The 21,830-nt window shown below is 60.5% G+C and carries 18 protein-coding genes; 9 read left to right on the top strand and 9 right to left on the bottom strand.

Translation table 11 applies throughout. The features are described from left to right. The first annotated feature begins 10 nt into the window (after positions 1–10). The 8 genes from M1R55_RS01605 to clpB all read left to right on the top strand — a co-directional run bounded on the left by M1R55_RS01605 (position 11) and on the right by clpB (position 11,726). On the top strand, positions 11–1,165 hold the full coding sequence (locus M1R55_RS01605; RefSeq protein WP_249393018.1) for a branched-chain amino acid ABC transporter substrate-binding protein: 1,155 nt from the start codon (positions 11–13) through the stop codon (positions 1,163–1,165). Between the two features lie 812 nt (positions 1,166–1,977). Continuing rightward, complete coding sequence (locus tag M1R55_RS01600; RefSeq protein WP_249393017.1) at positions 1,978–3,114, top strand: branched-chain amino acid ABC transporter substrate-binding protein; 1,137 nt, start codon at positions 1,978–1,980, stop codon at positions 3,112–3,114. A 419-nt stretch (positions 3,115–3,533) separates the two neighbouring features. Further along, positions 3,534–4,547, top strand: a complete 1,014-nt coding sequence (locus M1R55_RS01595) for a branched-chain amino acid ABC transporter permease (RefSeq protein ID WP_249393016.1) — start codon at positions 3,534–3,536, stop codon at positions 4,545–4,547. Then, positions 4,544–6,367, top strand: a complete 1,824-nt coding sequence (locus M1R55_RS01590) for a branched-chain amino acid ABC transporter permease (RefSeq protein ID WP_249393015.1) — start codon at positions 4,544–4,546, stop codon at positions 6,365–6,367. Before M1R55_RS01595 ends, M1R55_RS01590 begins: the two co-directional genes overlap by 4 nt. Then, positions 6,364–7,206, top strand: coding sequence for an ABC transporter ATP-binding protein (locus M1R55_RS01585; RefSeq protein WP_249393014.1), 843 nt, complete (start codon positions 6,364–6,366; stop codon positions 7,204–7,206). Before M1R55_RS01590 ends, M1R55_RS01585 begins: the two co-directional genes overlap by 4 nt. Then, positions 7,199–7,954, top strand: coding sequence for an ABC transporter ATP-binding protein (locus tag M1R55_RS01580; RefSeq protein WP_249393013.1), 756 nt, complete (start codon positions 7,199–7,201; stop codon positions 7,952–7,954). Before M1R55_RS01585 ends, M1R55_RS01580 begins: the two co-directional genes overlap by 8 nt. A 132-nt stretch (positions 7,955–8,086) precedes the next feature. Then, entirely contained in the window at positions 8,087–9,058 is a 972-nt protein-coding gene (locus M1R55_RS01575) for a lipocalin family protein (RefSeq protein ID WP_249393012.1), read from the top strand. Between the two features lie 109 nt (positions 9,059–9,167). Continuing rightward, complete coding sequence (gene clpB / locus M1R55_RS01570) at positions 9,168–11,726, top strand: ATP-dependent chaperone ClpB (RefSeq protein ID WP_249393011.1); 2,559 nt, start codon at positions 9,168–9,170, stop codon at positions 11,724–11,726. Positions 11,727–11,794: 68 nt separating this feature from the next. On the opposite strand, the gene M1R55_RS01565 is transcribed toward clpB, so the two are convergent. From M1R55_RS01565 to M1R55_RS01550, 4 genes are all read right to left on the bottom strand, one after another. Further along, positions 11,795–12,169, bottom strand: coding sequence for a DUF6232 family protein (locus tag M1R55_RS01565; protein WP_249393010.1), 375 nt, complete (start codon positions 12,167–12,169; stop codon positions 11,795–11,797). 37 nt (positions 12,170–12,206) lie between these two features. After that, entirely contained in the window at positions 12,207–13,559 is a 1,353-nt protein-coding gene (gene radA, locus M1R55_RS01560) for a DNA repair protein RadA (protein WP_249393009.1), read from the bottom strand. Positions 13,560–13,564: 5 nt separating this feature from the next. Further along, a complete protein-coding gene (locus M1R55_RS01555) occupies positions 13,565–13,855 on the bottom strand; it encodes a DUF2087 domain-containing protein (RefSeq protein WP_249393008.1) in 291 nt (96 codons plus the stop codon). Between the two features lie 322 nt (positions 13,856–14,177). Continuing rightward, positions 14,178–16,415 (bottom strand): ATP-dependent Clp protease ATP-binding subunit, encoded by a 2,238-nt coding sequence (locus M1R55_RS01550; RefSeq protein WP_249393007.1) that lies wholly within the window; start codon positions 16,413–16,415, stop codon positions 14,178–14,180. Between the two features lie 381 nt (positions 16,416–16,796). On the opposite strand from M1R55_RS01550, the gene M1R55_RS01545 reads away from it, so the two are divergent. Continuing rightward, complete coding sequence (locus M1R55_RS01545; protein ID WP_249393006.1) at positions 16,797–17,054, top strand: hypothetical protein; 258 nt, start codon at positions 16,797–16,799, stop codon at positions 17,052–17,054. Between the two features lie 194 nt (positions 17,055–17,248). On the opposite strand, the gene M1R55_RS01540 is transcribed toward M1R55_RS01545, so the two are convergent. The 5 genes from M1R55_RS01540 to M1R55_RS01520 form a co-directional block, all read right to left on the bottom strand. After that, the gene (locus M1R55_RS01540) at positions 17,249–17,623 is read right to left on the bottom strand and encodes a hypothetical protein (RefSeq protein ID WP_249393005.1); all 375 of its coding nucleotides are present in this window, start codon (positions 17,621–17,623) and stop codon (positions 17,249–17,251) included. Between the two features lie 76 nt (positions 17,624–17,699). Beyond that, positions 17,700–18,377 (bottom strand): glycosyltransferase family 2 protein, encoded by a 678-nt coding sequence (locus M1R55_RS01535; protein ID WP_249393004.1) that lies wholly within the window; start codon positions 18,375–18,377, stop codon positions 17,700–17,702. Positions 18,378–18,486: 109 nt separating this feature from the next. Continuing rightward, positions 18,487–19,605, bottom strand: coding sequence for an RIP metalloprotease (locus M1R55_RS01530; RefSeq protein ID WP_249393003.1), 1,119 nt, complete (start codon positions 19,603–19,605; stop codon positions 18,487–18,489). Continuing rightward, positions 19,602–20,780, bottom strand: coding sequence for a 1-deoxy-D-xylulose-5-phosphate reductoisomerase (dxr, locus tag M1R55_RS01525; protein ID WP_249393002.1), 1,179 nt, complete (start codon positions 20,778–20,780; stop codon positions 19,602–19,604). Before dxr ends, M1R55_RS01530 begins: the two co-directional genes overlap by 4 nt. 93 nt (positions 20,781–20,873) lie before the next feature. Beyond that, positions 20,874–21,704, bottom strand: coding sequence for a phosphatidate cytidylyltransferase (locus M1R55_RS01520; RefSeq protein WP_249393001.1), 831 nt, complete (start codon positions 21,702–21,704; stop codon positions 20,874–20,876). Between the last annotated feature and the right edge of the window lie 126 nt (positions 21,705–21,830).

Raw genomic sequence — 21,830 nt, 5'->3', positions numbered from 1 at the left:
CGGAGGACGCATGAAGAAAACGATCCTGAGCTTGACCGTACTGACCGCCCTTGCCCTCGGCACCGCCAGCGCACAGACCACCATCAAGATCGCCAGCCTCTCGCCCCTCTCGGGTGGGCAGAGCGACTTGGGCACCCAGATCCGCAACGGCGCAACGCTGGCCGTCAACGAATACAAGCCCCAGTTCAAGAAGCTGGGCTTCGACCTGTCCCTGACCCCTTTCGACGATCAGGCTGATCCTGCCACCGGCACCGCCGCCGCCCGCAAGATCGCTGCCGACCGTCAGATTCTGGCCGTTGTGGGTACGCTTAACAGCGGCGTGGCGATTCCTTCCAGCGCCGCACTGGTCGCCAGCCGCGTCGCGATGGTCAGCCCTGCCAACACCGCCAACCAGGTGACCGACCGTGGCCTGAGCAACATGAACCGCATCGTGGCCCGCGATGACGCGCAAGGCCCCGCTGGTGCCAACTTCATGACTGGCACTTTGAAAGCCAAAAAAGTGTACATCCTGAACGACAAGACGGCCTACGGCGAAGGCCTGGCCGCAGAAGTCGAGAAAGCTCTGAAGGCCAAGAGTGTGCAGGTCGTAGCCAACGAAGGCACCGAGGAAAAGAGCGACTTCTCCAGCATCGTTGCCAAGATCAAGCTCCAGAAGCCCGACGCCATCTACTTCGGCGGCATCTACAACCAGGTGGGCGTGTTCATCAAGCAGCTGCGTGAAAACGGCATCACGACCCCTGTGGTCGGCGGCGACGGCCTCGACAGCGGCCAGCTCGTAACCATCGCAGGCAAGGGCGCCACCAACATTTACTTCACCACCGTCTCGGCTCCCCCCGAGTCGCTGCCCGCCGCCAAGACGCTGGCAACCCTGTACCAGAAGACCTTCAGTGCTCCTATTCAGGGATTCGGCGTGTTCGGTTACGACGCTGCCAAAGTCACGCTTCAGGGTATCTTGGCCGCAGCCCGTGCCAACGGCAACAAGGCGCCTACCCGCGCTCAGGTCGAAAGCGCCATCCGCAAGGGCAGCTTTACGGGCCTGCTGTCGGGCAACGTCAGCTTCAACAGCGTCGGTGACCGCAAGGCCGCCACCATGTACATCCTGAGCATCATGGACGGCAAGTTCAAACTCGCCAACTCCATCCCCGTCAAGCCCGTCAAGCAGTAATTGGCGTTGCTTGAGAGGGCATTATTTCCTCTCTTGCTTGCATCAGTGGGGCCGGGCCTAGTGCTCGGCCCCACTGTTTTCAGAAACGAGCCCAAACTATAGAGATGTACCAGATTCAATTTCAATACAGCGTTTCAACAGTCTGAATGTTAGCCTCTCTCACTGGCCCGCTCTGCAGCTTTACAAGCCACCCATGGCTTTGCGAGTCCCACAATGGGCAACTCGATAAAAACTAATCGAAGGCTGTTCTCGTCCAGAGTCTGCCGTGTGAACATGGTGTTCTAAATCATCAAGCTAAAGTGAAGGAGTTGCATCAGCAGCCACGGCCCCTTCTGATGGTGGTCGCTGCTTTCGGGCGGCAGTCTTCTGTTCACCGGTAGCCACTTCATTCTAAATTCGTTCTAGCAGTCCGCCATCCATTCGCAATACGGATGGCTTTGTCCATTTTACGGACTAGGACGCCGATCAAGCGTTATAACCATGTGTGTTGCTCACAACTTCATATTTCTTATCTTGTTGTTCGCGCACATAGACAGCTGCTCTTGAAGAATGATTTGTTCGATATGTCGAAACATCTATTGGCGATGACTTCGTCCAAAATGCGTCTTGCATAGTGTTTTTGCTATTTCTGACTTGGATATCCGAGGCAGTACATCTGTTTATATTTTTGCTACACAGGGATATATGAATCAATGTAGAGTTAAAAACTTGCAAACCATTGACTTGCCTTCTACTTATCTTTACACTCAGCGTATCTCAACATAAATGCGTATCAGGCCCTGAGTCTGTCGCGTACCAGTCCTGGAGGACGCATGAAGAAAACGATCCTGAGCTTGACCATATTGACCGCCCTTGCCCTCGGCACCGCCAGCGCACAGGCCACCATCAAGATCGCCAGCCTCTCGCCCCTTTCCGGCGCTCAGAGCGAGCTTGGCACGCAGATCCGCAACGGCGCAATGCTGGCCGTCAACGAATACAAGCCCCAGTTCAAGAAGCTGGGCTTCGACCTGTCCCTGACGCCTTTCGACGATCAGGCTGATCCTGCCACCGGCACCGCCGCCGCCCGCAAGATCGCTGCCGACCGTCAGATTCTGGCCGTCGTGGGCACCTTCAACAGCGGTGTTGCCATTCCCGCAAGCGCCGCGCTACTGGCCAGCCATGTGGCCATGATTACCCCGGCTGCCTCTGCCAACCAGGTGACCGACCGTGGCCTGAGCAACATGAACCGCATCGTGGCCCGCGACGGTGCCCAAGGCCCTGCCGGTGCGAATTTTATGGTGGATACCCTGAAAGCCAAACGGGTGTACATCCTGAACGACAAGACGGCTTACGGCGGCGGGCTGGCCATCGAGGTCGAAAAAGTGATGAAAGCCCGGAAGGTACAGGTCGTAGCCAACGAAGGCACCGAGGAAAAGAGCGACTTCTCCAGCATCATCGCCAAGATCAAGCTGCAAAAGCCCGACGCGATCTACTTCGGCGGCATCTACAACCAGGTGGGCGTGTTTGCCAAGCAGCTGCGTGAAAACGGCGTTATGACCCCTGTGGTCGGCGGCGACGGCCTCGACAGCGGCCAGTTGGCCACCATCGCGGGCAAGGGTGCCCACAACATTTTCTACACCCTCAGTGCCGCGCCGCCAGAGTCTCTGCCCGCCGCTAAAACGTTGGCCACTTTGTATCAAAAGACCTTCGGCTCTTCGGTGCAGGGCTTCGGTGTCTTGGCGTACGACGCGGCCACAGTGGTACTCCGGTCTATCTTGAGCGCAGCCAGCGCCAATGGCAATAAGGCTCCCACCCGGCTTCAAGTCGAAACTGCCATTCGCAAAGGCACCTTTAAAGGTCTGCTGTCGGGCGATATCAGCTTCAACAACATCGGTGACCGCAAGGGCGCAAGCATCTTCTACATGAGCATCATGGATGGAAAATACAAGTTGGTCAGCACGGCCAAGTAGGAATTAGGATTTGCTGGGCAGGCTGATTTAACCTTTGCCGCTTGCAAGTGGAGAGCTGGGCTTCGTGCTCGGCTCTCCACTTTTTAGGGTGTTGCAGTGCCATTCAGGTGAAGTGCCCTCCAGGTGAAGATGGCCGTCATCTTACCAAATGCTCCAAAAGCTGAGTTTATTTTGTACGGTGGCACTCCATGGCAGGCTGAATGTCTGGTTTTCTAAACAGGCCTGTCCAAAATCCCTGAACGTGCGCGAAAATTACCCGAGCACGCCCATCTTCCGGGGCAGTACGTGGCTAGATTAAATGATTCATAATGCACACTGTCCAGAGTTTTTATTTCGTTCCCGCAAGGCAGTTGCTGCCGTTTTCTCTTGTTTGGCCCCCGATTTGGGTGAGCCTGTTCTCATAAAGGAGTTTGATTCCCTTGGACTTAGCCACACTTTTGCCATTCTTGGTCAATGTCATCGTCGGTGGCCTCGTGCTGGGCTTCGTATACGCCATCATTGCGTTGGGTTACACCATGGTGTACGGCGTGTTGCAGCTCATCAACTTCGCCCACTCGGAAGTGTTTGTGACGGGCGCAGTGGTGGGTTTTGAAGTGTTCCGGGTTTTGGCCCCCAACCCCATGAACGGCTACCTGAAGCTGTTGATCGCTCTGTTGGCGGCCATGCTGATTTCTGGCGGCCTGAACGTGTTGATTGAGCGTCTGGCCTACCGCCCGCTCCGCAACGCGCCCAAGCTGGTGCCCCTGATTACAGCCATCGGCGTCTCGCTGATTTTGCAAGACGTTCTGCGCGTCATCGAGGGTTTTCAGGGCCGTTTCGACCTGACCTACACGCTGCCCGACGAGTTCGGGGCTAAGTTTTGTGCTGCGGGCACCGGTTGCGGCGGCGTGGGCGATTTCCTCAGAACCATCGGCGTCGATCTCCAAGTCAAAGACGTGATTCTGATTGTGGTAGCCCTGATCAGCCTCACTGTGCTGAATTACGTGGTCAACCGCACCCGCCTCGGCAAAGCCATTCGTGCTGTCGCCCAAGACCGCGTGACCGCTGGCCTGATGGGCATCGATTCCAACCTGATGATCAGCGCAACCTTCCTGATCGGCGGCGCACTTGGCGGCATCAGCGGCGTGCTGTACGGCATGAAAGTGGGCACGCTGAACGCCTACAGCGGCTTCGAACCCGGCCTCGTCGCCTTCACGGCAGCGGTACTGGGCGGCATCGGCTCTATTCCCGGCGCGGTGCTGGGCGGCCTGCTCATCGGCGTCATCCAGAAACTGGTCAGCGTCATGTCGGTGCTGGGTGAGGTCGTCGGCAGCGAAAACCTCAAAACCATCGACGATTCCTACTCCAAGATGGGCGCATTTGTCGTGCTCGTCCTCATTCTGATCTTTAAACCCACCGGGCTTCTCGGCAAGAGCAACACGGAGAAAGTATGACCGCCGTCAATCCTACGGCCCCCAAACGCGCCCTTCCCGCGCCTGACCGTACCTTTTTGCTGGTGCTGTTCTTCGTGGTTACCAGCGCTGTGCTTTTGGCCTCTCATAACCAAGATGTTTTAAATAGTTCGGCTGGCGGCTTCCTCCGCAATCCGATCTTGGAAGCGGTAGTCGTGTCCCTGTTCCTCGCCAATGTGCTGTTTGCCTACCTGTGGCGGGCTGCGCCCTGGGCCAAAGCGTTGGTGGGACTCGGCAGCTTGCTGTTCGTGTTGCCCCTCGCGGGCCGCGCCGATACCAGCTTGCTCGACCTGAGCATTCAGATCATGATTTTTGCGGCGCTGGCCTTGGGCCTGAACATCGTGGTCGGTCTGGCCGGTCTGCTGGATTTGGGCTATGTGGCCTTCTTCGCGGTGGGTGCGTATACGTGGGGAGTGTTCGCCAGCCCACGCTTCGCCGAGCTTCTCAAATTCGCCAACGAAAATCCGGGTGCAGCGGGTGGCCCGACCCTGCTTCTGGGCGTCATTACCATGTTGGCCGGGTTGTGTCTCTATGTCTGGTTCCAGAGGCGTCAGTTTGATACGCGGGCGGCTTGGATCATTACGGTTGCCCTGAGCGCCAGCTTGTTTGCTTGGTTCTGGATAGGCCGCAGCATCTTTACGCTGGGCGAGCAACTGTGGAGTCCCACGGTGTTGTGGTTGATCTTCGTTCCCCTGATCATCTACCTCGTTTCGCTTGCTGTGAAGCACCAACGAGGGGCCGAAGTTCGGAGTGACCTGATCGGTCTGAGCCGGATGCTCAGCGCGTTGGGCGGAGTCGTCGGTTTGATTCTGGTGATCCGCGCTATCAACCTCTTTATCGCCTCCCGTGCGGCGGGACTAGAATCGGGCATCGACCCCAACTTCTTCTGGCTGTTCCTCGCGCTCAGCGTTATGGCTGCGGCCATCGTGGGCGTCCTGATCGGCTTGCCCGTGCTGAAGCTGAAGGGCGATTACCTCGCCATCATTACGCTGGGCCTCGGAGAAGTGATCCGGGTGCTCGCCAACAACCTCGACCTGTACACGGCAGGCTCTCAGGGCATTACGCCGATCAAGAGCGCCGCTGTGCCGTGGTTCAACTCGGTGGCGGGCTTCCTCGGCTTTACCGAAGATCAGCATTACCTGCTGTTTCTGTACGTGCTGGTACTTGTCGTCGTCGCCCTGATCTTGCTGGTCAATGTACGCCTTGACCGTAGCCGGATCGGGCGGGCGTGGATCGCCATCCGGGACGATGAAGTGGCGGCGCAGGCAATGGGCGTGCCACTGGTGCAGACCAAGCTGATCGCCTTTGCCACCGGAGCCAGCTTTGCAGGCGTCATGGGCATGATCTTTGCCGCCAAGCAGACCTTTATCAGCCCCGAAAGCTTCAACCTGTTTCAGAGCATCGGCGTGCTGAGCATGGTCATTCTGGGCGGCATGGGATCGTTCCCCGGTGTGATTTTGGGGGCCACCGTGGTCACGCTGCTGAACCTGCGAATCCTGCCCGGACTGGGTGAAGCCAGCGCCAACGTGGCCTGGATTCCTCAGCAGGTCAACCCCGGCCAGTTGCAGCGCCTCGTGTTCGGTGCCATTTTGGTGGCAATCATGTTGCTGCGCCCCGAAGGACTGCTGCCCAACAAGCGGCGCGTGCTGGAACTGCACCATGACGAGAATCAGGAAGACGACAGCGCAGAAGGCAACGCGGGCGCACTCGGCACAGGCCAGAGCTTGGGCGAAACGGGCGATGTCTACAGTCCTGGTAAAGCTCCCGCCAACGAAAATGACCGTTCAGGGGGTGCCAAGTGACGGCTTCACTGTCTAAAAGCAGTTCCGGCTCCAGCAGCAATATTCTGGAAGTCGAGAATGTGACCAAGATTTTCGGCGGTCTGACTGCCGTGAACGACGTGACCATGAACATTCCAGACCGCTCCATCATCAGTGTGATCGGGCCGAACGGGGCAGGCAAAACAACCTTCTTCAACATGATTACGGGTATTTACACGCCCACCAAGGGCACCATCCGGCTGGCTGGCCGCGAGATGGTGGGCCTGCGTCCCGATCAGGTCGTGGAAGCCGGAATTGCCCGCACCTTCCAGAACATCCGGCTGTTTTCCACCATGTCCAGCGAAGAGAACATCATGGTGGGCCGTCATGTCAGGCTCAAGAGCACCTTTATAGACGCTGTGCTGCACACCAAACGGTTTCACCAATCGGAAGCCGAGGCCAGAGAAGCCGCCCGCGTGATGCTGGATTTCGTGGGCCTGAGTAAGTGGCGCAACGAACTGGCGACCAATTTGCCCTACGGCGACCAGCGCAAGCTGGAAATTGCCCGTGCGCTGGCGACCACACCCAAACTGGTGCTACTGGACGAACCCGCCGCAGGCATGAACCCCCGCGAAACCGAAGACCTGAAAGCCCTGATTCGCCGCATCCGTGACGATCTGGGTGTGACAGTCTGCCTGATCGAACACGACATGCGCCTCGTGATGACCTTATCGGAGTACATCACGGTGCTGGATTACGGCTCCAAGATCAGCGAAGGCCTGCCCCACCAAGTCCGCAACGACCCCCGCGTGATGGAAGCGTACCTTGGGCGCGGCGCGGCGGCGGGCGAATACGGCAAGGAGGCCACCCCCAATGCCTGAAGCACCCACACTCCACAAAACCCCGACCACCACCGAAATGCTGGCCCTGACCGACGTTCACTCCTACTACGGCCATATTCACGCCCTCAAGGGCATCTCTATGACCGTCAACGAGGGCGAGATCGTGGCCCTGATCGGCGGCAACGGCGCGGGCAAAACCACCACGCTCCGCACCGTCAGCGGCATGATGAAACCCAAGCACGGCACGCTGACCTATATGGGCCAAAACGCCGCCGGAATTCCCGCCCACATCATCATGGGGCGCGGCATGAGCCATGTGCCGGAAGGCCGCCGCATTTTTCCTCAGTTGACCGTGCGGGAAAACTTGGAAGTGGGCGGCTATACGGTGCTGGATAAGGCCCTGATTGAGCAGCGGATTCAGGAAGGCTTCGGCTTTTTTCCGCGCCTGAAGGAGCGTGAAAACCAGTTGGGCGGCACGATGTCGGGCGGTGAACAGCAGATGCTGGCCATTGCCCGCGCCCTGATGGTGAACCCAAAACTGCTGTTGCTGGACGAACCCAGCATGGGCCTGTCGCCGCTGTTCGTGGAAGCCATCTTCGACATCATCGTGAAGCTGAACAAAGAACGCGGCATGACCATTTTGCTGGTCGAACAGAATGCGAATATGGCCCTGGAAGTGGCCCACCGCGCCTACGTGATGCAAACTGGCGAGATCAAGCTGAGCGGCAAAGCCAGCGATATCGCGCAGGATGAGAGCGTGCGGAAAGCCTACCTGGGCGACGAATAAAGTTAGACGAACGACGAAAAGAGAGGGAGGCCGGGGCAGATGCTCTGGCCTTCCTCTTTAGGGTTTGAGCCTTCTGGCCGACATCGTAGGCAAGCGTACCCGGCCATCATGCTGACCCGTTAGGCTGAGACTGTGAAAAAAGCTCTGTTGCTGGCAGTCGCGGGCCTGCTCTCTGCCTGCGCCCCCACCAAAACCACCTTTGATCCCCGTGTGCAGCCTCTTGCGACCGATCTAGGGCCACACAACAACCTGATGGAGTGGTGGTATGTGAGTGGTTCGTTGCCCGAAGAAGGGCTGGCGTTTCACTGGGCGCAGTTTCAGGTGAGGCCGCCGGGCGTGCCGCTGCCCGTCATGATTTCGCATGTGGCCGTAACCGACCTCAAAACCGGCAAGGTGACCTTTCTGGAAAAAAACCCGGCGATTGGCAGCGGCACGGCCTCTTTTCCGCCCCTGAAGCTGACCAATGGCGACTGGACATTTCAGCAAAACAATGGTGCGTTTGACCTGAACGCGGGGCCGCTGAATGTCCGGCTGACGCCCCAAAAAGGCCCGGTGATTCATCCTCCCGGTTACAGTGGCTCGCCCGAAACGGGGTATCTGTACTATCAGGGCATCACGCGCATGGCGCTGGACGGCCAGATCAATGGACGCACCGTGAAGGGCGAGGCGTGGCTGGATCATCAATGGGGCAATCAGATTCCGGGGCAGGCCGCGCTGTGGGACTGGATGGCTGTGCAACTGGCGGGCGGCGAAGACCTGATGGTGTACCGCGTCCGGACTGCAGCGGGCAAAGTGACCCAACTGGTCGGCAGCATCGTAGACAAGGCGGGCGTGGCGCGGGCCGCCACCAACGTGGTGCTAGAGCCGGGGCGTACCTGGACGGGCAGCGGGGGCCGGGTGTACACGCTCTCCTGGCGAATGAAGGCCGATGAATTTGACCTGACCGTAGACGCCGTGCGCGACGAACAGGAACTGATGAGCCGCAGCACCAGCATCGCCTACTGGGAAGGCCCCGTGAAGGTCAGCGGCACCTGGCGCGGGCAACCCGAAACAGGCAAAGGCATGATGGAAATCGTGGGGGGATCGCTGGGAGGCGGACGCTGAGGTGTTGTGGTAGATTTAACTATCAATAAACTTGACATGACCGCACTCAAGTTCCAGAATAGTCCCAGACCGATCGCACTCTAGAACGAACTCTCTGGGGGTATTGACTTTGAATCCTGAACGACTGACCGAAGCCAGCGCGGGGGCCATTGCTGCCGCCCAACAACTGGCCCAGAACAACCAGCACCAGACCATTACGCCCGCGCATGTCCTGCGAACCCTGACCGACAACGACACCGCCGCCCGCGCTCTTACGCTGGCAGGAGGCGACCTGAAGGCCATTCGCGCCGCACTGGACGCCGACATTGCCAAGCTACCGCGTGTGCAGGCGGCGGGCGACAGCCTGTACCTTGATCCGGCCCTAGACCGTGCTTTCCGCGCTGCCGAAGCCGAGGCCACCGCGCTGGGCGACAGCTTTATTGCCGCCGACGCCCTGCTGCTGGCCCTACGCGGCGAGTCTAAAATAGCGGGTTTGCCCAGTGTGGCTGACCTGAAAGCCGCCGTGCAGCAGCAGCGCAAAGGAAAAACCGTGACCAGCAAAACCAGTGAACAGCAATTCGACGCGCTCGAAAAATACGGCACCGACCTGACCCAACGTGCCCGCGACGGCAAATTTGACCCGGTGATTGGGCGCGATGAGGAAATCCGCCGCGCCATGCAAATTCTGTTGCGCCGCACCAAGAACAACCCCGTGCTGATCGGGGAACCGGGCGTGGGCAAAACCGCCATTGCCGAGGGCCTCGCCATCCGCATCGTGAAGGGTGACGTGCCGGAAGGCCTGAAAAACAAGCGCATCGTGTCGCTGGAAATGGGGAGCCTGCTGGCCGGGGCCAAGTTTCGGGGCGAGTTCGAGGAACGGCTGAAGGGCGTCATAGACGAAGTGGTTGCCTCGGCAGGCGAAGTGATCCTGTTCGTGGACGAGATTCATACCATCGTGGGAGCGGGCAAAACCGAGGGCAGCCCTGACGCGGGCAATATGCTGAAGCCTGCGCTGGCACGCGGCGAACTACATCTGATCGGCGCGACTACGCTGGGCGAATACCGAGACATAGAAAAAGACCCGGCGCTGGAGCGGCGTTTTCAGCCCGTGTTCGTGGCTGAACCCAGTGTCGAAGACACTATCTCCATCCTGCGCGGCATCAAGGAACGCTACCAGGTGCACCACAACGTCGAAATTACCGACCCCGCGCTGGTGGCCGCCGCGCAACTGAGCCACCGTTACATCACGGATCGGCAGCTGCCCGACAAGGCCATAGACCTGATCGACGAATCTGCCGCCCGCCTGCGAATGGCGCTGGAAAGCAGCCCGGAACGCATCGACCAATTGCAGCGCCGCAAACTGCAACTGGAAATTGAGCGCGAGGCCCTGAAGCGCGAGAAGGATCAGGATTCTCAGAACCGCTTGTTGGACATAGAAGGCAGCCTGCGAACCCTGACCGACGAACTGGGCGACGTGAGCGCCCGCTGGGAGGGGGAGCGGCAGGAAGTGGCCGTGCTGCGCGAGAAACGCGAGGCGCTGGATCAGGTGCGAACCGCCATCGAGAAGGCGCGGCGCGAATACAACTTGCAGCAGGCTGCCGAGCTGGAATACGGCACGCTGCCCCAGCTGGAGCGTGAGGTGCAGGAGCTGGAGCGCAAGCTGAAAGGTGCGGAATTTGCCCACATGGAAGTGACCGAAGAAGACATTGCCGCCGTGGTCAGCCGCTGGACGGGCATTCCAGTCAGCAAGTTGGTGGAGGGCGAACGCGAAAAGCTGCTGCGCCTGGAAGAGCAGCTGCACAACCGCGTGATCGGGCAAGACCGCGCCATAGTCAGCGTGGCCGACACCATTCGCCGCGCTCGCGCTGGCCTGAACGACCCGAATCGCCCGCTGGGATCGTTCATGTTCCTCGGGCCAACGGGCGTCGGTAAGACCGAATTGGCCCGCGCTCTGGCCGAATTCATGTTCGATTCCAACGACGCCATCGTGCGGCTGGACATGTCGGAATACATGGAGAAGCACACGGTGGCCCGCCTGATCGGAGCACCTCCCGGCTATGTGGGCTATGAGGAAGGCGGCCAACTGACCGAAGCCGTGCGCCGTCGCCCCTACGCTGTGCTGCTGTTCGATGAAATCGAGAAGGCGCACCCGGACGTGTTTAACGTGCTGTTGCAAGTGCTGGACGATGGCCGCCTGACCGATGGACAGGGCCGCACGGTGGACTTCCGCAACACCCTGATTATCCTGACCAGCAACGTGGGCAGCCCGCTGATCTTGGAAGCGCAGGCCAGAGGCGAGGACGCCGACGCCATCCGTGACGCCGTGCTGGGCGAGTTGCAAGACCAGTTCCGCCCCGAATTCCTGAACCGTGTGGACGACATCATCGTGTTCGACGCCCTGACCGCTGCCGACCTGCACAAGATCGTGGATATTCAGTTGCGCGGCTTGGTGGGCCGCCTCGCCGAACGCCGCGTGACCCTGCACCTCAGCCCCAACGCCAAGGATCAGTTGGCCCGCCTCGGCTACGATCCGGCCTACGGCGCACGGCCCCTGAAGCGTGCCATTGCCCGCGAAATAGAAACGCCGCTGGCCCGCGAAATCCTGCAAGGCCTCTTGCCTGACGGCAGCGTACTGAATGTGGATTTCAGAGACGGACGCTTCAAGTTTGAAACTGGAGTGCTGAATTAAGGACTAGGTAGGGGAGATAAAAGGAAGCCGCCGCCTGTGCATCAGGCGGCGGCTTCCTTTTTTGACTACTAAGATCTATGAATAATGGCTTGGTTGATCGCCTCCGAAATTTTGAAGATGCGCTCCTTTTTACGATCACCCAGTACTTTATTACTGCCAGAGGAAGAGGTAAGCAATAACGAGTAAACGGGATTTAGGGAAATCCAAATAAGAGGCGCAATAACGAGAAGTGCCAGAAGCTTGACCTCGATTCCCTGTACAAAGAATAGGGCGGCCAGCGCAGCCAGAAATACCACCCGTGCTGCATTCGGCAAGACATCCCTATGAGTTGAGACAGCAGTAACTCCATTCATTACTATGGTCTGTCCCGCCAGTATAATTCGCTTGTCCGTTACCTGTACGCCAGCATCCTTATAAAAATCTTGTTCTGTCGGGACGGTCATATGTTGACACCCTAGCAGGCAGACAAGACTCACGTACCTATTTCTGACCACCTGTCCATACAGCCTTCACCGCTTCCTCAACACTCTTAACGCCCACGCGCCCGTCCAGCCCCGGTGGCACCACCAATTGGGTGTAGCCTGCGCGTCCGGCTTCCTCGGCACGGCGAATAGAGCCCTGAGTGCTGCGAACCTCGCCTGCCAGGCCCACTTCTCCGAATACGGCCACGTTACCGGGCAGGGCGCGGCCCACGACTGCCGAATACACGGCCAACGCCACGGCCAGATCAAGGCCCGGATCGGTGACTTTCAGGCCGCCCGCGAGGTTCACGTAAATGTCCAGCCCGCCCAGCGTCAGGTCAAGGCGGCGCTCCAGTACGGCCAACACCACATCCACGCGGCGAGGATCGAGACCCACCACCACGCGGCGGGCGTTGGGGTAGGGCGTTTTGGAGGCCAGCGCCTGTACTTCCAGCAGCATGGGGCGCTGACCGTCTATGGTGGCTGCCACCACGGAACCCGGCACGCCCACAGGCCGCTCGGCCAGGAATGCGGCGCTGGGGTTGTCCACGGCAATCAGACCTTCGCCGCGCATCTCAAACACACCAAGCTCTCCGGCTTGCCCAAAGCGGTTTTTGACGCTCCGGAGCAGACGAAACGCGCCCACCGTTTCTAAAAACACGGTGGTATCCACGATATGTTCCATGACTTTGGGGCCAGCCACGGTACCGTCTTTGGTCACGTGGCCGACCAGCACGGTGGCGGTACCAGTTTCCTTGGCGGCGCGGGTCAGCATAGATGTGCCGTCGCGCACCTGTGCCACGCCGCCGGGTGCGCCCTCGCCCTCCACCGTCACGGTCTGAATAGAATCCACAATGCACAGCACAGGCTTATGCTCGTTCATCAACGCGGCAATGTGTTCGGCGCGGGTGTCGCGGGTCAGTTGAATATCGCCCGTGACGCCCAGGCGGTCTGCACGGAGCCGAATCTGCTCCAGCGATTCCTCGCCCGCCACATACAGCACACTGCGCCCGCTGCGGCTAAGGCTGTCGGCCACTTGCAGCAGCAGCGTGCTTTTGCCGATACCAGGTTCGCCGCCCATCAGGGTCACGCCGCCCGCCACCAAACCGCCGCCCAGCACGCGATCTAGCTCTGGAATACCCGACGAGGTACGGGGTTCTTCGCGCCGCCCAACCGTACTCAGCGCCGTCAGTTTGCCGCCGCTGATGCCGCCGTATCCGCCCGCGCCGCCCGCTCTGGGTTTGCCGCCCACCACGCTCGGCACTTCTTCCTCAAAGGAATTCCAGGCCTGACAATTCGGGCAGCGCCCCAGCGATTTGGGCGAGGCGTAGCCGCAGCTGTTGCACACGTAGCGCGTGGTGACTTTAGCCACAGGGCTTATTCACTCGCGGTCAGTGCGCCGGGGCGGGCATCGGCACGCCAGTACAGGCCGTCTTTGGTGGCAAGGTAGTCGCCTTCCACCAGTTCGGTCAGGAACACGCTCATGTCTTCGGCACTGCTGTGATCGCTCAGAATCTTGTCTACCTGCTCGGCGGTGTACGACACGCCGGGTTCGAACAGCCCCGTGAAATAGTCCAGAATAGCCAACTGGTGGGCGCGTCGGCGGTCGGAGGGCCAGCCCGTGATACGGCCCTGTTCGTCCTGAAATGCGGCAATACTTTTCGTCATAACCTCTATCCTATTGCATGAGTGCCGGGAAGACTGGGCAAGAAGTGGGAATAGGGGAGTGGGTTGGAGGGTAGATCTGGTTGCTGGATGGTGCCCTCACCCCGCTGCTGTGGTAGCGCCCCTCTCTCTGCGAGCTGTTCTAGTCCTACAAGGGGCGAAGGCAACAGCATAGGTTTTAGCTCCTCACCCTTGAGGGGGAGGCTGGGACTCGCAGAGCTGCGCCAGCAGAGGGGGTGAGTGAGCAACGCGATTACCCCTTCCCCACACAGCAAAAGGCAGACGGCCCACACTCCCCGTCTGCCCTAACCCGCCCAGCAATTGCTTACGCCAGAATTTGAGGCGGCGCAGTCGTTCCGCGCTCAAACTGCAGGGTTCCGTCGCTCAGCACCACGCGCAGTTCTTCGCCCGTGCTGCCGATCAGTTCCATCGCCAGCGGATCTTCAATTTCCTCGCGCACGAGGGTTCGCAGTTGGCGGCTGCTGCCCACCGCGTGCTTGGGACTGCGGGCCTTGAGCTTGGTCACCAACCACGCGGCAATGGCGGGGTCGAAGGTCACAGTCAGTTCGCGGCTCGCCAGTTCCTCGCGCATTTCGCCCATCAGTTGTTGGGCCACGCGCACCAGTTCTTCTTCTCCCAGCGGGCGGAAGCGGATCACTTCGTCCAGGCGATCCAGGAATTCCGGCGTGAAGATCTGACGCAGCGGGGCGTTGTTGTCGGGCGTAATTGGGCTGAAGCCTGCCGTGGGGTTCACGTTGAAACCCGTGTTGCTGGTCATGATCAGAATGGTGCGCCGGAAATCCACCGTGCGGCCCAGTCCATCGGTCAGGCGGCCATCGTCCAGCACTTGCAGGAAGGTGTTGTACACGTCCGGGTGAGCTTTTTCGATTTCGTCCAGCAGGATTACGCTGAACGGTTGTCGGCGCACGGCCTCGGTGAGGCGGCCACCCTGCTCGTAGCCCACGTAACCGGGGGGCGACCCGATCAGTTTGGAGATGGAGTGGCCTTCCTGAAACTCGCTCATATCCACCCGGATTAGCGCCCGTTCACTGCCAAAGAGAGTGCGGGCCAGAGCCTTAGCCAGGTGGGTTTTGCCCACACCGCTGGGGCCGACGAACAGGAAGGAGGCAGCCACACGGGCACGTCCGCCAAGGCCCACGCGGGCGCGGCGCAAGGCCGAACTCAGGGCGCGAATGGCGTCGGGCTGGCCGTAGACCTGATCGGTCAGTTGGCCCTCCAGGTCGCTTAGTTGCGCCGCGGTTTCCTCGGTGTAAATCCCGCCCATCGAATTGATCACGCTTTCGATGTCGTCACGGGCCACCATCGGCTCACCGTCTTCAGTTTCAGCCACCGGAATGCCCACGCTCATATTCAGGCGCACGCGGCTGGCCGCTTCGTCAATCAGGTCAATGGCCTTATCGGGAAAGTTGCGCCCCGGCAGGCTACGTTCACCGATTCGCACGGCCAGTTCCAGCGCCGCGTCAGGAATCTGTACGCCGTGATGCTCCTCGTAGCGGCTGCGGAGGCCACGCAAGATTTGCAACGTTTCGGCGGGGCTGGGTTCCAGCACGATCACGGGTTGGAACCGACGTTCCAGCGCGGCATCCTTTTCTATATAGCGGTGATACTCGCCGGTGGTTGTCGCGCCGATAACCTGAATTTCGCCCCGGCTCAGCGCAGGTTTCAGGATGTTGGCCGCGTCCAGCGTGCCTTCCGCGCCGCCTGCACCCACCAGCGTATGCAGCTCGTCAATGAAAGCCATAACCTTGGCATTCCGCAACTCTTCGATGATCTGCCGCAGGCGTTCTTCGAACTCACCCCGGTATTTGGTACCTGCCACCACGCCGCTCAGATCCAGACTCACCAGCCGGACGCCGTGCAGGTTGGGCGGCGTGCGCTTCTCGTGAATGGCGAGGGCCAGCCCTTCCACAATTGCGGTTTTGCCCACGCCCGGATCACCGATCAGCACGGGGTTGTTCTTGGTGCGGCGGGTCAGGATCTGGGTCACGCGGCGGATTTCCTCGCTGCGGCCAATCACGGGGTCAAGTTTGCCTTCGCGGGCCTGCTTGGTCAGGTCGCGCCCGTATTCATCCAAAAAGGGCGTCGCCACAGGTTTGGCTGCCTTCCCGCCGCCTGCCTCTCCCTGCGCCAGCACACGCCAGCGGATGGTGTCCACGTCCTTGGTCAATTCCTGCAAAATTCGGAAGGCCACGCCGTCGCCCTCGCGGATAATGCCCAGCAAAATATGCTCGGTGCTGGTCACCTGTGCGCCCAGGCTGCGGGCTTCGGCACTCGCCAGTTCCATCACCCGGCGGGCGCGGGGCGTGATGCTGGGGGCGTCGTTCAGGCGGTTGCCCTCGCCCCGGCCAATGATTTCCTCGACCCGGCGGCGCAGTCCATCCAGGCTGGCGCTGAACTCGGTCAGGATGGTGGCGGCGGTTCCGCCCTCACGCATCAGGCCCAGCAGCAGGTGCTCGGGGCCAACCATGGCGTGTCCCAGGCGGTTGCCTTCCTCGCGGGCGTAATGAAACACAAGTCGGGCGCGGTCATCGTATCTGTTCATGGGCTACCCCCGGTCTGGACTACTCGGCGCTCACTTTAGGTGGTGTGGGCGCAATGCTCGGCGCAAGACAAATGCAGGACAAGTGCGAGACGCGCGGGCAGAAGACGTTCAAAATGGTCTTGAAGTGGTGAGGGCCAAACTGTTGAGACTGAGGACTGCTGGTTCAGAGTCTAGACTATCGCCCCTTGCCCACATGAGGCGCGGCCAATCTCACGATTCTTGACCAGTGTTCTAGAGAGGCTTCACCACTTGCCCTTAGTTTTCGCGTTTTGCTCTGGCTTGGGCTAGCATGACTGCCGCCCTGCCCTGTGTTAACGACAGCCGCCCTGTGCCGAATGGGGTTGATGTCCAGCACGGAGGTAGCCCGAAGGAGACCTGTTCTTGCCCGTTATCCGACTCGAACTCTGTGTAGAACACATCAGCGTAGACCAGCGCGAAGCCCTTCTCAACATCGTTTGGGACACCCTCCGCATCAGCCCCGGCATGGTCAGCGCCAATGGCAATGTCGAACTGGCCCTCAAGCAGTGCGGTGCCGAGGTAGACCCCGCCGACGCTCCGCTGGTCAGAATAGACGGTCAGGAATACCGCAACGTCACTCCCGCCCGCCTGGTCACACTGTTGGGACGCTGGGTTCGTTAGAGCATTTGTCAAAAGAGTTGTTTGCTGCTGACCGAACGAAGTGAGTGAATTTAACGAGTATTCGGGAGCATGGAAGCGTCAGAAGTCTTTTTCTGAGGTTGTAATTCGGACAAATTCCCTAAGCGCTTGTGGGGCAGGTGAATGCAGAGCCGTACCGGGTAGCGTGAGGCCAATGCTTCACGCTACCGCCCGTTTTATCGTCCACTGTTGCGGGTTTCTTTGAGGTCGATCAGGCCTGTAAAGTGATTGAATTGCACGTTCAGGCGGTAATTGCCAGCGTCGCCTTTGCCCAACACCTGCAGTGCCCACTGACCTTTGGGGCAAGCCTGACCAGCAATTTGTGTGCCACTGGGGTCATACAGGCGCAGCACGGCGCGGCCCTTCACGGTGCTGCACGTTCCTGTCACGCCCACCGATTGCCCGGAGTCGAAGACATTAAAGACGTAGTTGTTCTCGCCTTGGGCATTCAGCATTCGCGTGGGCGTCAGGGTGACGTAGCCCAAGCGCAGGCCAAAGAAGAAATAGACCAAGCCCACAACCAAAGCAAGCACGACCACCAGAAAGCGCATCGCGCCATTGTAACTGGAGTGGATTGCGGGAGTCTTTAGACTGTGGGGCTGCCTCCATTGTGGGAAGGCCAAGGAGCTATGAACCGTCGCGTTTTTTCCTTACCTGATAGGTCAAGAGGTCGGCGTACATTTTGGTTCGGGCCTGTGCGCCTTTCCAGAAACCGCGCTTTTTTTCCTTGACCACCTGAGCCATGTTCGTCAATTCCACGTAATCCCAGCGTGCGCCGGTGTTTTTCAGGGCGTCGGTAATGGGCGGCTCAGGCCAGCGCTCTTCTGATAGCCGGGGCACAGCCAGGAGCCATGCCCGGCGGCAGGCCCGCTGTCCGCTGAGGTGGGGCGTCAGCTTGTTGCCCCAATCGCTTACAAATCCGCCGCCGTCAAACACGCCAATGGTCATATCCAGCGAGCCATCCATGACCGGAGTCAGCAGTAAATCCAGATGTTCCCGCGTGAGGCCCACCAGATCGGCGTCCAGCATGACCACAAATTCAGCTCCGGTCTGTTCCAGTGCTGCTTTGAGGGCCGGGCCTTTGCCCCCATTCTCGGTCAGTTCCAGTACCCGCGCCCCAGCCTCCCGCGCCACTGCCGCTGTCGCGTCGCCGCTGCCGTCGGACACCACCACCACCTCTGGCGTCAGAGTCAGGCCCACGCGCACCACTCTGGCCACAGTTTCAGCCTCATTGAAGGCTGGAATCACCACAGCAACTTGCGTGGCGCTGAACCGGGTGGGGTGGGGCGGGACAGGGGCGGTCATTGCCCTCATGGTAAAGGAAAGGGTGAGTGGTCAGTGGTCAGCAGTGGGTGGGCAAGCTATAAGTGTCGTCTGGGACGGCAGTTTTATAGTTCCCGTTCCCTTATTCCCCTCAGAAGAACCGGCTCACGTCCCGCACCACCACAAACACCATCAGCAGCATCACGAAGGCAAAGCCCGCCACATTGATGGCCTGCTCCTGCGCCAACGTAAGTGGGCGGCGGCGCACAGCCCCGATCAGCACCAGCAGAATGCGCCCGCCGTCCAGCCCCGGAATCGGAATCAGGTTGAAGAAGGCCAGCGACAGGTTCAGCAAAATGGCGACCTGCACCAAGGCCCAGGGACTCAGCGCGGCGGCGCGGCTCACGATTTCTGCCGTGCCAATCGGCCCGCTCACGTTTTCATCGCGTGAGAGGTCTAGCGTGACGAAGCGGGCAAACAGGTTCCCGAAGGCCCGCAGGATTTGCGGCACGGCGTCCACGGTGGTCTGAATAGAGGTGGCAAAGGCGACGGGTAAGGTAGCGGCCTGCACGTCTGGGCCGTACTGAATCCCAAGTCGCTGTACAACACCGTTCACACGGGCCGTCCAGTCGAAGCCTACCTCGCGCACTGCTCCGGCACGTTCCACCGTCAGCGTTTTGCGGCCATCCTGCCCCAGCGTGGTCCGCACGCCTTCCCAGCCCGGCACCACAGTTCCGTTTACGGTCTGGGTGTCGGGAATATCCTGGCCGTTGATGGCGGTAATCACGTCGCCTGCCTGAAGGCCAAGGGCCAGCGCGCGGGAGTTGGGCAGCACGGCTTCGACTCTGGCGCGGTCTGGCGCGGGCACGCCCTGAGCCGTAAATGTGATGGTCATCAGGACAATTGCTACCAGCAGGTTCATCAGGGGGCCAGCCAGCAGCACGGCTACCTTGCCCCAGGCGGGCAGTCCCGCGAAGCCGCGAGTGGGCTGACGGTAAGTGCCGTCCGCGTCTTCGGTGGGGGCCATGCCGTCTATTTCGACGTAGCCGCCGATAGGAAGCAGACTCAGCCGCCATTCGGTGCCGCGCCACGCCCGCCGCGTCAGCACTGGCCCCATGCCGATGCTGAACGATTTGACCGCCACGCCCTGCCAGCGGGCCAGCGCGTAGTGCGCCAACTCGTGCAGGAAGGTGGCGATGCCGATAATCAGAATCGTCCAGATCAGGCCCAGGGGTGTCAGGGCGGCGGCAATGCCTTGTAGAAAACTCATGAATTCACTCCTCTCTTCACCAATTCGTGCGCCCGTGCGGTGGCCCACGCCTGCACTTCATCCAGCGTGTCCCACGTCAACGCTCCGGAGGGGGTTTCGTCCAGCACACGCTCGATCAGGCGCGGAATGTCAGTAAAGCCGATTTGTCCGGCCAGAAATGCGGGCACGGCCACTTCATCGGCGGCGTTCAGGGCAGCGGGGAGCAGGCCACCCGCCTCGCCCGCCCGGTACGCCAAGCCCAGGCAGGGAAAGCGGGCGTGATCCGGCTCCCGAAATTCCCACGTGCCGCGCATGGGCCAGCCGCCATGCCCGCCCACTGCCGCGCCACGCCGCGCTGCCCGCACATCGCCGGGGCGGGTCATGCCGTCCGGGGCGGCGTCTATGGCGTAGGCAATCGCCAGCCGCATATCGGCGGGGCCAAATTGCGCCTTCAGGCTGCCGTCGCAGAAGCGCACCGCCGCATGCACCAGGCTCTGGGGATGCACCACCACGCCCACCTGACTCAGCGGCAACCCGTACAGGCTGGCGCATTCCATCACTTCCAACCCCTTGTTCATCAGGGTGGCCGAATCGATGGTAATTTTCTGGCCCATGCTCCACGAGGGGTGCTTGAGCGCCTGCTGGGGTGTCACGCCGCTCAGGTCGGCGGGGCCGTCTCGGAAGGGGCCGCCGCTGGCCGTCAGGATCACCTCGGCCACGTCTTCCAGCGCTTCTCCGGTCAGACATTGGTACACGCCCGTATGCTCGGAATCAATTGGAACCAAGCGTCCACCACCCCGCGCCGCCGCTTCCCAGATCAGGGCTGCCGCCGTAACCATCGCCTCTTTGGTCGCCAGTGCCACCGCTCGCCCCGCTTCCAGCGCCGCCCGTGTGGGGGCCAGTCCGGGTAGGCCGCTCATGGCGTTCACCACCACATCGGCGGGCAGGGTGGCGGCCTCGGTAGGATCGGCTATCAGTTTAATTTCAGGAAACTGCGTGCTGAAACGGGTCATAGCTTCGGCGTACACGCTGCCGTCTACGCTGACAACTGTGGGCCGCCACTCGGTGATCTGCGCCGCCAGCAAGTCCAGATTGCGCCCGGCGGCCAGCACGCCCACCTTCCATCCCCGCTCCCGCGCCACGTCCAGCGTTTGCGTGCCTATGCTTCCGGTACTGCCCAACACAGTCAAGTTCATCGGGTACAGCATGCCGCAAAGAAGGCTTTAAGAACGTGGATCGTAGATCGTGGTTTCCGGTTTCCCCACGATCTACGATCCACACTCCGGTCTCTATCCCATGCCCATGCTGATATGCAGGAACAAATAAGTGACCGGAACCGCAAAGAGCAGGCTGTCCAGCCGATCCAAGAATCCGCCGTGACCGGGCAGGCTCGTGCCGCTGTCTTTGGTGCGGAGCGAGCGTTTCATCAGGCTTTCGCTGAGGTCTCCGAGTTGGCTGGCACTCGCCACCAGAATGGAATACAGCAGGGCGTCCAGCGGTGACCAGATGTGGGTCAGTTGGGTCATCAGCAGCACGGTGAGGAAGCTGAGCAGCAGGCCGCCCAGTGCGCCTTCCACCGTTTTGGCGGGGCTGACTTCGGGGGCCAGTTTGCGCTTGCCGAAAAAGTAGCCCACGAAGAATCCGCCCACATCTGCCGAGATGGTGGCCATCAGCGGCAGCGCAAAATACAGCAGACCCAGTTCGGCGTTGGGGGTGTAGCGCAGCAGCAGGAAGTAGCCCAGCAGCCACGGAATGTACAGCAGCCCGAACAGCGAGTACACGATCCGTTCCAGCGGGCGCTCGCCGGGGCGCATGACTTCCATAACCAGCATGTAGCCCACCGCCACCGTCAGCACAGCCTCGCGCCAGGAGCCGCCCGGCCAGGGCGCCTGCGGCCACATGGGCAGGCTCGCCACGATAATGGCCGCCGAAAATACGCCGAGGCTCACGCGCCGCACATCTATATCGTTGCGGTCTAGCATTCGGATGTACTCGAACAGGCCCATGACCGATAGGAACACCAGCGCGGGCAGCAAGGCCCACCAGCCGATCCACACGATCACGCCCACGATGGCGAATCCGACCAGCGAGGTCATCAGGCGCGTCCAGAGGGTTTCCATTACCGTGTTTCCATCAAATACGGCTCCATCAGGCGTGGGTGTCCATCAGGGCCGGGATAACAACGCGCCGCCGGAAGGCCCGGCGGTCACGCGCTGCACATTTAAAAAGGGGCAGAGGCAGCGTGG

Source organism: Deinococcus sp. QL22 (genome assembly GCF_023370075.1).
Classification (GTDB): domain Bacteria; phylum Deinococcota; class Deinococci; order Deinococcales; family Deinococcaceae; genus Deinococcus.
Note: the sequence above shows the minus strand (reverse complement) of the source record. Positions and strands in the feature narration are given on the sequence as shown.